Below are 11,010 nucleotides of genomic sequence, written 5' to 3'. Positions count from 1 at the left end.
GGCCGCGGGCTCGGCCTCGGGGGCGGCGGCCAGGGGCCGCTCGCCGCTGCTGATCCGTTCGGTCGTCAGCAGGATCAGACCGCCGGCCGCGACGACGCCGCAGCCCAGGGCGAGCGCGGTGCCGACGGTGCCGTAGCGGAAGGTCTCGCCGAACATCGTGATGCCGACGGCGGCCGCCACGACGGGGTTCACGACCGTCAGCGTGGCCAGCGGCGCCTCCAGGCCGGCACCTCGGTACGAGGCCTGAGAGATCAGCATGCCGGCCGTCGCGAACGCACCGATGGCCGCGAGGCTCGACAGGTCGGCGAGCGAGACGTGCCGCGACCAGTCGACCGCGACGGTCTTGGTGAACACGGAGGACATGCTGAAGGCGACGCCCGCCGCGACCGCGAGCAGCACACTGCGTACGGCCGGGTGCCGGTGCGCCGCGCGCCCCGCCACCATCAGGGCCGCGACCGCGCCGCCCGACACCACGCCCAGCGCCAGGCGCTGGGCATGGCTCAGGGACTGCGCGTCGGACGCCCCGACCAGGGACAGCAGACCCGCGAGACCCACGGTGGCCATGATCGCGCCGCGCCAGGCGGCGGCACCGGCCTTGCGGCCGACGAACAGAGCCGCCATCGGAAGCGCGAAGACGATGGTGAGCGCGCCGAGCGGCTGTACGAGGCTCAGCGGGCCGAAGGCGAGGGCGACCACGTGCAGCAGCCCGCCCACACCGGTCAGCGCGACGGCCGCCCACCAGCCCGGCCGGCGCAACGGAGCGTAGGTCTGGCCGGGAGAGGTCACCGCGACCTGCTCCTGGATGATCGCGCCGCCCGCGTACGCGACGGCTGAGACGAACGAGAGCACCACGGACAAAGCGAGTGCACTCATGAGTCCCTCCTCTGCGTACGGCGCGGAGCGGCGCCCCGGCGCGACGAACGGTCGGCTTCCATGCAAACAACGATGCCGTGCGATTTAGTTCTCGTCGTCGTCCCTGAGCAGTCAATGGGTCCTACTGCCGATGGAGTACGAATCGCCCGGTGTCCTCCCCAGGGTGGGCGACACCACGGTCCGATCCACTGGTGGTCACCCCTAGGGGTCTTGGTACTACTGGTCTTCGTGGACCTCGACCCCCGGCTCTCGGCGCTCGACGCGCTCGGCGGATTCTCCGTACTACGCACCGGCGTACCCCCGGGCGGCGCCCTGCCCACCCTCGCGAGCGCCTGCGCGGACCCCGGATCCGGGACACCCTCGGAGGTTTACGGAGATCCGATGAATTTCCGCGTCCGGAAGGTCGCGCAGAGTATCCGGGCGCCGGAGACGCGGGTCGCGGTCTCGGTGGCGCAGCAGGGTCTCGCCGCCCGCTTCTGGTCGATCGCCCTCGGCGCCGCCGCGCTCTGCGGCCGGCTGCCCGACCTCGATCCGGAGCTGCTGCACTGGGACCCGGACGCCGGCGCTCCGGACGACCTGTGGCTCCGCGAGGTCCGCTTCCGGCCCGTGTCCGATCTCGACGCGGTCGTGCGGGCCGGGCTCCTCGTACCGCTGAGCGCGGCCCTGCGCGCTCGCCACCGGGTCTCACCCGCCCTGCTGTGGGGCAACGCGGGTTCCGCCCTGGCCGGGACCGTGCGCCAGCTCGACCGCTGGGCGCTCGCCCACCGGCGCCCGGACGTGGGGGAGCGGGCCAGGGCGCTGGCCGGCCCGATCTTCGCGCACCCCGACCTCTCCGGCACCCTCGACCCCAGGACGCTGCGCCGCCGGAGCTGCTGCCTCTACTACCGGGTGCCCGGCGGCGGAGTCTGCGGCGACTGCTGCTTCGAGCGCCCACCACGCCCGGCTCCCGGCCGGTCCTGACGCGCCGGTTCCGCCCCACCCGACCCGGCGCCCCGCCGTAGCCGACCCGGCCGCCCCGCCGGGCCCGGCGCCGTCGCCTGCCGGATCGGGCACCGTCGTCCACCCGATCCGGCACCGGCGTACGACGGGCCGGACGCCGGCGGCCGGCGGACCCCGGCGCCGGCATCCCACCGGACCCGGCGCGGGCGCGACTGTCGCGGTCTTCCGTATCGGCTTCAACTGAGTGACCATGAGGGGCACCAGCCGGCTAGGACGGGGGTTCTGTGTGCGCGTGGGACTGCTGACCCGGGAGTATCCGCCGGACGTCTACGGCGGTGCGGGCGTCCATGTCGAGTTCCTGGCAAGGGAGTTGCGGGCCCTCACCGAACTGGACGTGCACTGCTGGGGCGAGGGCGCCGCCGGCGGAGTCGTCCGCCACCGGCCCTGGAACGCGCTCGACGGCGCCAACGACGCCCTGCGCACCTTCTCCGTGGACCTCTCCATCGCCGCCGCGCTCGAAGGCCGCGACCTCGTCCACTCCCACACCTGGTACGCGAACCTCGCGGGACACTTCGGAAAGCTCCTGCACGGCATTCCGCACGTGATGACCGCCCACTCGCTCGAACCGCTGCGGCCCTGGAAGGCCGAGCAGCTCGGCGGCGGCTACGCCCTCTCCGGCTGGGCCGAGCGCACCGCCGTCGAGGCCGCCGACGCCGTGATCGCCGTCTCCGGCGCCATGCGCGACGACATCCTCGGCTGCTACCCGGGCCTGGACCCGGCCAGGGTGCGCGTCGTGCACAACGGCATCGACACCACCCTGTACCGGCCCGACCACGGCACCGAGGTCCTGGAGCGGATCGGCCTGGACAGCGCGCGCCCGTACATCCTGTTCGTCGGCCGCATCACCCGGCAGAAGGGGGTGCCCCATCTCCTGCGCGCGGTACGGGACATCGACCCGGCCGCCCAGGTGGTGCTGTGCGCGGGCGCCCCCGACACCCCGGAGATCGACCGCGAGTTCCGCGAGTTGTACCGGGAGCTGAGCGCCGTGCGGGACGGCGTGCACTGGATCCCGCAGATGCTGCCGCGGCCCGATGTCATCCAACTGCTCACCCACGCGGCCGTGTTCGTCTGCCCTTCGGTGTACGAGCCGCTCGGCATCGTCAACCTGGAGGCGATGGCTTGCGGAACGGCCGTGGTGGCCTCGCGCGTCGGCGGCATTCCCGAGGTGGTCGAGCACGGCGAGACGGGCCTTCTCGTGCCGCTCCAGGGCGACTTCGAGGCGGGGCTCGCGACGGCTCTGGACTCCGTGCTCGCGGACCCCGCCGCGGCACGGCGCATGGGCGAGGCCGGACGGCGGCGTGCGGTGGGGGAGTTCGGCTGGGACGCCGTGGCGCGGAGGACCGTCCGGCTGTACGAGGAAGTCCTCAAAGCGGGGTAACCGTTCAGACAGGCGAACTTCGGAACACGGGGCGGGGCCCGGGCAGCCGGGCACGGCCCCACCGGGCGTAGAGGGGCGGCGGCATGCGGCGCGGTGGGCGCGGTGGACCTTCGGTGCTGGGAATCGTACTGGCGGGCGGTGAGGGTAAGCGGCTGATGCCGCTCACCGCGGACCGGGCGAAACCGGCGGTGACCTTCGGCGGCACGTACCGCCTCGTGGACTTCGTCCTCTCCAATCTCGTGAACGCCGACATCCTGCGCATCTGCGTGCTGACGCAGTACAAGTCGCACTCGCTGGACCGGCACATCACCACCACGTGGCGGATGTCGAGCCTGCTCGGCAACTACGTGACCCCCGTTCCGGCCCAGCAGCGGCTCGGGCCCCGCTGGTATCTCGGCAGCGCGGACGCGATCCTCCAGTCGCTCAACCTGATCCACGACGAACAGCCCGAGTACGTCGCGGTGTTCGGCGCCGACCACGTCTACCGGATGGACCCCCGGCAGATGCTCGCCCAGCACATCGAGAGCGGGGCCGGCGTGACGGTGGCCGGCATACGCGTGCCGCGCGCCGAGTCGTCCTCCTTCGGGGTCATCAGCCCGGGCTCCGACGGCCAGAGCGTGCGCGGTTTCCTGGAGAAGCCCGCCGACCCGCCGGGCCTCGCGGACGACCCCGAGTGCGTCTTCGCCTCGATGGGCAACTACGTCTTCACCACCAAGGCGCTCGTCGAGGCGCTCCAGCGGGACGCCGAGGACGACAACTCCGTTCACGACATGGGCGGTTCGATCCTGCCCGCGCTCACCGAGCGGGGCGAGGCGCAGCTCTACGACTTCAGCGACAACCACGTGCCCGGCGAGACCACCCGCGACCAGGGCTACTGGCGTGACGTGGGCACCCTCGACGCGTACTACGACGCCCACATGGACCTGATCGCCGAGCGTCCCGCGTTCAACCTGTTCAACCGGAGCTGGCCCGTCTACACGAGCTCGGGGCAGCTCTCGCCGGCGCGGTTCAACGCGGGCGGCATCGCCAGCGAGTCCATCATCAGCGCGGGGTGCCTGATCCGCGGGCAGGTGACACGGTCGGTGCTGTCACCGGGCGTGGTCGTCGACCCCGGTGCGGTCGTGCAGGGCTCGGTCCTGCACGACAACGTCAAGATCGGGCGGGGCGCCGTGGTGCGCGGCGCGGTGCTCGACAAGAACGTCGAGGTACCGCCGGGTGCGACGATCGGCGTCAATCCGGAACGCGACACCGACCTCTACACGGTGTCCAAGGCCGGGGTGATCGCCCTGGGCAAGGGCCAGCGCGTGCCCTGACCGGCTTCACGGACCTCGCGAGAGGCCGCAGGGGTCCGTCCACGGCGACTTCCGGCCGTTGTCGGACCCCGCTTGTCATGTCCCTGGACGGGCCGCGGAACCCCGTGCTGTCATGCCAACTGCCGCCGATGACAACGTTGTACAACCTGACAACGATGTCATCGTTCGGATGGTCCCGGCGTACCGCGCCCCGGCGCGACGCGTCCCGCGGGATTCCCTCCGGTTGCCCGGAAAGCGGGTCCCCCGCCCCGACCATGCATGAGGACAACGATGTCGATCACCCACCGGAGGTCTCCCGCATGAGATGGACCCGGCGCCTGCGCCTGTGCACGGCGGGACTGGTGACAGCGTCCGCGCTGTTCGCCCTGCCCACCGCACAGGCCGCCGAGCCGCGCGACGGCCAACTCACCGACCTGGTCAATCCGTTCATCGGCACCCAGAACGAGGGCAACACCTACCCTGGCGCCGCCGTGCCCTTCGGCATGGTGCAGTTCTCGCCGGACACCGGCCACAACACCGGCTACGACCACTCCCAGAACCACGTCCGCGGCTTCTCCCTCGTCCACCTCTCGGGCGTCGGCTGCGGTCTCGGCGGCGACCTGCCCGTGCTGCCCACCACGGGGGACATCACCCGGACGGACGACGCGCAGTACGCGGCGGAATTCGGCCACGAGACCGAGGAGGCGCACCCCGGCTACTACCGGGCGGACCTGAAGTCCGGGATCGAGGCCGAGCTGACGGCCACCGCGCGCACCGGGGTGCAGCGCTACACCTTCCCGGCCACCGACAAGGCCAACGTGCTGCTGAACGCCGGTCAGTCGCTGCACAGGACGGTGGCCACGAAGGTCGAGATCCTGGACGACCGGACCGTCCGCACGGAGATCACCGGCAGCGGCTTCTGCCAGGCCACCAAGCCCTACACGGTGTACACGGTCACCCGCTTCGACCGGCCGTTCACCACCTCGGGCACCTGGAACGGCGACACCGTCACCGGCGCCGCGAAGGCGGCCGGCACCACCGGGCGCACCGGGGCCTTCGTACGTTTCGACACCACCGAGGACCGCACGGTCGAGGCGACCACCGCGCTCTCGTACGTCGACGCCCGCGGAGCGGCCGTCAACCTCCGTTCCGAGGGCGGCCGTTCCTTCGACGAGGTCCGCGCCGACGCCCGCCACGCCTGGGAGGACCGGCTCGACGACGTCCGTGCGGAGGGCGGCACCGACACGCTGCGCCGCACCTTCTACTCGTCGCTCTACCGGTCCTTCCTCGCGCCCAACATCGGCAGCGACGCCGACGGCCGCTACACCGGCTGGGACCGGCGGATCCACCGCGCCAAGGGCTTCACGTACTACCAGAACTGGTCGCTGTGGGACACCTACCGCACCCAGTCGCAGCTCCTGTCCCTGCTCGCGCCCCGCGAGGCCCGGGACATGGCGATCTCGGTGATCAGGATCGACGAGGAGAGCGGCTGGCTGCCCAAGTGGGGCTACGGCACGGTGGAGACGAACATCATGACCGGCGACCCGGTCACCCCGTTCCTCACCAACGCCTACCAGCAGGGCCTGCTCAAGGGGTACGAGGAGCGTGCGTACCAGGCGCTGAAGAAGAACGCCGACGGCGTGCCGCCGGCCGACTCGCCGGCCGTGGGCCGCGAGGAGAACCGGGAGTACATCGCGAACGGCTTCGCCCCGTACCTCAAGGGCCGTCCGCACGCGAAGTCCGGCGACTCGGACTACGACCACGGTGGCTCCGTGACCCTGGAGTACGCCCTGTCGGACGCCGTGCTCGGCGCGATGGCACGGGACCTCGGCCACACCGAGGACGCGGCGCGCTACCTGGCGCGGTCCCAGAACTACCGCGCGATCCACGACCCTTCGACCGGCTTCTTCCGTGCCCGGGACGGCGCCGGAGCCTTCACCGGGCCCGTCGACCCGGCCCAGAGCGTAGCCTTCCACGAGGGCACGGCCTGGCAGTACCAGTGGCTCGTACCGCAGGACCTGCCGGGCATGATCGGCCTGATCGGCGGCAAGCAGGCCGCGAACGACCGGCTCGACTCGTTCTTCGCCTACGACCGGTTGCTGCAGGACCCCGCGAAGACGGCCCGCGAGGTCTGGGTCAACGGCCCGTACGCCTACTACAACGCCGACAAGTACAACCCGCAGAACGAGCCCGACCTGATCGCCCCGTACACCTACCTGTCCACCGGACAGCCGTGGAAGACGACCGACGTCGTGCACGCGGCGCTGACCCTGTTCACCGACGCGCCGACCGGCATGACCGGCAACGACGACCTCGGCACGATGTCCGCCTGGAACGTCCTGTCGTCCATCGGGATCTTCCCGGTGCAGCCCGGATACGACACCTGGGGTCTGTCCACGCCCGTCTTCGAGCGGGTCGACCTGACCCTCGACCGGCGCTACTACCCGCGCGGCGCCCTGACGGTCACGGCGCCGGGCACCTCGGACACCGACCGGTACATCCGGTCGGCCCGCCTCGACGGTTCGCCGTACGGCCGTACGTATCTGACGACCGGCACGCTGAAGGGCATCCGTTCCCTCCGCTTCACGGTCGGCTCGGAGCCGTCCGAGTGGGGAACGGCGGCCACCGCCGCGCCGCCGGTCCTGAAGTGACACCCGGCATGCACTGAGGAGAATGAGTTCCGCCCCTCCTCGGAGGGGCGGGACTTAATGCGCTGTTAACTGTGCGTAACTTGATCGTACTTGACCGTAATCACCTGTACGGGTTTGACTGCACGTCCACCCGTCGTCGACGCGAGAGCAAGCCCTTGATCTCCGACCTCCTCGCACCACTCGACCTGGCGTTCTGGAACATCGAGTCCGACCGGCACCCGATGCACCTCGGAGCACTCGGTGTCTTCGCCGCGCACTCGCCCACCGCAGGCGCCCACGCCGCGGACCTGCTCGCGGCCCGCGCCGCCGCCGTCCCCGGGCTGCGCATGCGCATCCGCGACGTCTGGCAGCCCACCGCACCCCTCGCCTTCGGCGGCGCCGCCCGCGAGCCCGCGCCCGACTTCGAGCCGCTGGACCACGTCCTGCTGCACAAGCCGACCGCCGACTTCCACGCCGAGGCCGGCCGGCTCATGGAACGCCCGCTGGAGCGCGGCCGGCCGCCGTGGGAGGCGCATGTGCTGCCCGGCGAGGACGGCACGTCGTTCGCGGTGCTCTTCAAGTTCCACCACGCGCTCGCCGACGGGCTCAGGGCCCTGATGCTCGCCGCCGCCATCATGGACCCGATGGACCTGCCGGAACCCCGCCCGCGCCCCGCGGAACCGCCCCGGGGGCTCTTCCCGGACGTCCGCAAGCTGCCGGGACTGGTCCGCGGCACCCTCTCCGACGTGAGCCGCGCCCTCGACATCGGCACCTCGGTGGCCCGCGCCACCCTCACCGCGCAGTCCTCGCCCGCCCTCACCTCCGCGCCCACCGGCACCCGGCGCACCGCCGGCGTGGTCGTCGACCTCGACGACGTGCACATCGTCCGCAAGAGCGTGGGCGGCACCGTCAACGACGTCCTGATCGCCGTGGTCGCGGGCGCGCTGCGCCGCTGGCTCGACGAGCGCGGCGACGGCAGCGAGGGAGTCTCCCCGCGCGCCCTGATCCCCGTCTCCCGGCGCAGGCCGCGCACGGCTCACCCGCAGGGCAACCGGCTCTCCGGCTACCTGATACGGCTTCCCGTCGACGACCCGGACCCGCTCGGGCGGCTGCGTGCCGTACGGACGGCGATGGACCGGAACAAGGACGCCGGACCCAACCGGGGCGCGGGCGCCGTCGCGCTGCTCGCGGACCACGTGCCGCCGCTCGGACACCGGATCGGCGGGCCCGTCGTGGGCCAGGCCGCCCGGCTGCTGTTCGACATCCTCGTCACCAGCGTGCCGTTGCCCAGCCTCGGCCTGAAGCTCGGCGGCTGCCCGCTCACCGAGGTCTATCCGTTCGCCCCGCTGGCCCGCGGCCAGGCCCTCGCGGTGGCCGTCTCGACGTACCGGGGGAAGGTCCACTACGGGCTCGTGGCCGACGCCGAGGCCGTCCCCGACCTCGATCTGCTGGCCCGTTCCCTGGCCGAGGAGGTGCGCGTACTGATCACCGCCTGCACGCCATGATCACGACGGGTTTGGTGCCGCGCGCGATTGGTCCGTAAAATTCCGCCTTCGAAAGCGAGCGCGGTTCGAACGCGGCGCACCACCCGAGGAACGGCAGCAGCGATGACGGTGACAGAGGACGGCCGGGCTACCCCCGCCGTGGACACGACAGATGTGGCGGACGTCGCGTTCGGTCCCGGCATCGACCCGGAGCGGCTGGCCGTCTGCCTCGGCGTGCTCGACGAACTCGAGAAGATCGAGGTCGACCACCCCGACGCGATCGCCGTGCGCCGCGCCACCGCCGGCATCTACCGCATGGTGAAGCAGCGCCGCCGCCAGGAGCGCCGCGCCGCCAAGACGGCCCACGACAAGCTGGTCACCGAGTCCACCGCGACCGGTTCCGCCCAGCGCATCGACGACGAGACCGAGGGCATCCTGCCGTCGTCGGTGACGGAGGAGGGCAAGATCGCGGGCATACTCCAGCGCCCGCGTTCCTGCTACACCTGCAAGGCGCGGTACGTCGAGGTCGACTACTTCTACCACCAGCTCTGCCAGGACTGCGCCGCCCTGAACCGCTCGCGCCGCGACGCCCGTACCGACCTCACCGGCAAGCGGGCGCTGCTCACCGGCGGCCGCGCCAAGATCGGCATGTACATCGCGCTGCGCCTGCTGCGTGACGGTGCGCACACCACGATCACCACGCGCTTCCCGAACGACGCGATCCGCCGTTTCAAGGCCATGGACGACTCGGCGGACTGGATCCACCGCCTGGAGGTCGTCGGCATCGACCTGCGCGACCCGGCCCAGGCCGTCGCCCTGGCCGACCGCGTCGCCGAGCAGGGCCCGCTCGACATCCTGATCAACAACGCCACGCAGACCGTGCGCCGGCTGCCCTCCGCCTACTCCGCGCTCGTCGAGGCCGAGAGCGCCCCGCTGCCGGCCGGTGAACTGCCCGCCCAGCACGTCATCGGCGCATTCAACTCCGGCGCGGTCGACGGACTGCAGGCGCTGCCCGTGGGCGTCTCCGGCCTCGAGGCGCAGAAGGTGGCCGACCTCGCCCTGGTCGCCGGCAACGCCAGCGTGGTCCGCCACCGCGAGGGCACCGCCATCGACGCGGGCGGCCTGCTCCCCGACGTCGTCGACAGCAACACCTGGGTGCAGACCATCGAGCAGATCTCCCCGGTCGAACTGCTCGAGACCCAGCTCTGCAACTACACGGCGCCGTTCATCCTGATCAGCAAGCTGCGGCCGCAGATGGCCGAGGCCGCCCGTACGGCGTCCACCGGGCGCGCGTACGTCGTCAACGTCTCCGCGATGGAGGGCGTGTTCGGCCGCGGCTACAAGGGTGCCGGTCACCCGAACACGAACGCCGCGAAGGCCGCCATGAACATGGTGACCCGTACCAGCGCCCAGGAGATGTTCGAGACCGACGGCATCCTGATGACCTCGGTCGACACCGGCTGGATCACCGACGAGCGCCCGCACTACGACAAGCTGCGCCTGGCCGACGAGGGCTTCCACGCCCCCCTCGACCTCGTCGACGGCGCGGCCCGCGTGTACGACCCGATCGTCCGCGGCGAGCTGGGCGAGGACCTGTACGGCGTCTTCATGAAGGACTACGCGCCCGGCAAGTGGTGAGCCTGCGGCCAGGGCGGACACACCCTACGGCGCGGACCCTCGTATGCCGGGGGTCCGCTGCCGCAGCCGTTCCTGGACGGGTGCGGCGGGGGCGCCGGAGTAGGCCGCCCTCACGCGCGTGCCCCCGTCGACCAGCAGGTCGGCGCCGGTGATCCACCCGGCCGCGTCGGAGACCAGCCAGGTCACGGCGGCGGCGACGTCCTCGGGCCGTCCGATGCGTCCGAGCGGGAGCGAGGCGCCCAGTCCGGCCTCGGCGCCCTCCCACACGAAGCGGGCCATCTCGGTACGGACGAGGCCGGGGGAGACCGAGTTGACCCGCACCTTCGGGGCCAGCTCGCCAGCCAGTTGCCGGGTCAGATGGAGCAGGGCGGCCTTGCTGGTGCCGTACGCCCCGATCTGAGGGCCGACGTGTGCGGCGCCCTCCGTGCAGACGTTGACCACGGACCCGCCGTGCTCGCCCATCCAGGACCGCCAGGCGTACTGCACCAGGCGCAGCGGCGCCTCTACGTTCACGGCGAAGGCTTCGCGCCAGCGTTCCGGGTCGGCGTCCATGAGCGGGCCGTAGGGCTGGTTGGTCGCCGCGTTGTTGACCACGATGTCCAGGCGTCCGAAGGTGCGCAGGGGGTATGCGTGGGGGCCGCGCGGAGCGACGAACGCGGCGGCGGGCCAGCCTGAGCGGATCGTGGTGTCGGTGGTGCCGCAGGAGTCCACGGTGG

At 71.9% G+C, this 11,010-nt stretch carries 8 protein-coding genes; 6 read left to right on the top strand and 2 right to left on the bottom strand.

The features are described 5' to 3' along the window. A partial coding sequence (locus ACWEBX_RS34440) for a DMT family transporter (protein ID WP_451888688.1) occupies window positions 1–873 on the bottom strand: 873 nt, incomplete at its 3' end. A 228-nt stretch (window positions 874–1,101) separates the two neighbouring features. Here ACWEBX_RS34440 and ACWEBX_RS34435 point away from each other — a divergent pair. From ACWEBX_RS34435 to ACWEBX_RS34410, 6 genes are all read left to right on the top strand, one after another. Next, the gene (locus ACWEBX_RS34435; protein WP_451888687.1) at window positions 1,102–1,833 is read left to right on the top strand and encodes a (2Fe-2S)-binding protein; all 732 of its coding nucleotides are present in this window, start codon (window positions 1,102–1,104) and stop codon (window positions 1,831–1,833) included. A 265-nt stretch (window positions 1,834–2,098) separates the two neighbouring features. Continuing rightward, window positions 2,099–3,250 carry a glycogen synthase gene (gene glgA / locus ACWEBX_RS34430; protein ID WP_451888689.1) on the top strand — a complete coding sequence of 384 codons (1,152 nt, stop codon included), beginning with the start codon at window positions 2,099–2,101 and terminating at the stop codon, window positions 3,248–3,250. An 83-nt stretch (window positions 3,251–3,333) separates the two neighbouring features. Further along, on the top strand, window positions 3,334–4,563 hold the full coding sequence (glgC, locus tag ACWEBX_RS34425; RefSeq protein WP_451888686.1) for a glucose-1-phosphate adenylyltransferase: 1,230 nt from the start codon (window positions 3,334–3,336) through the stop codon (window positions 4,561–4,563). A 299-nt stretch (window positions 4,564–4,862) separates the two neighbouring features. Further along, window positions 4,863–7,193 (top strand): GH92 family glycosyl hydrolase, encoded by a 2,331-nt coding sequence (locus tag ACWEBX_RS34420; protein WP_451888685.1) that lies wholly within the window; start codon window positions 4,863–4,865, stop codon window positions 7,191–7,193. A 155-nt stretch (window positions 7,194–7,348) separates the two neighbouring features. Then, window positions 7,349–8,677 carry a wax ester/triacylglycerol synthase family O-acyltransferase gene (locus ACWEBX_RS34415; protein ID WP_451888684.1) on the top strand — a complete coding sequence of 443 codons (1,329 nt, stop codon included), beginning with the start codon at window positions 7,349–7,351 and terminating at the stop codon, window positions 8,675–8,677. 102 nt (window positions 8,678–8,779) lie between these two features. Next, on the top strand, window positions 8,780–10,294 hold the full coding sequence (locus tag ACWEBX_RS34410) for an SDR family NAD(P)-dependent oxidoreductase (RefSeq protein WP_451888683.1): 1,515 nt from the start codon (window positions 8,780–8,782) through the stop codon (window positions 10,292–10,294). A gap of 24 nt (window positions 10,295–10,318) precedes the next feature. Here the strand turns inward: ACWEBX_RS34410 and ACWEBX_RS34405 are convergent. Continuing rightward, window positions 10,319–11,010: SDR family oxidoreductase (locus tag ACWEBX_RS34405; protein WP_451888682.1), on the bottom strand; the 692-nt coding region annotated here is incomplete at its 5' end.

This window comes from Streptomyces sp. NPDC005070, from assembly GCF_053600395.1.
The sequence above is the reverse complement of the archived record's forward strand: the minus strand, read 5'-3'. Positions and strand labels throughout refer to the sequence as shown.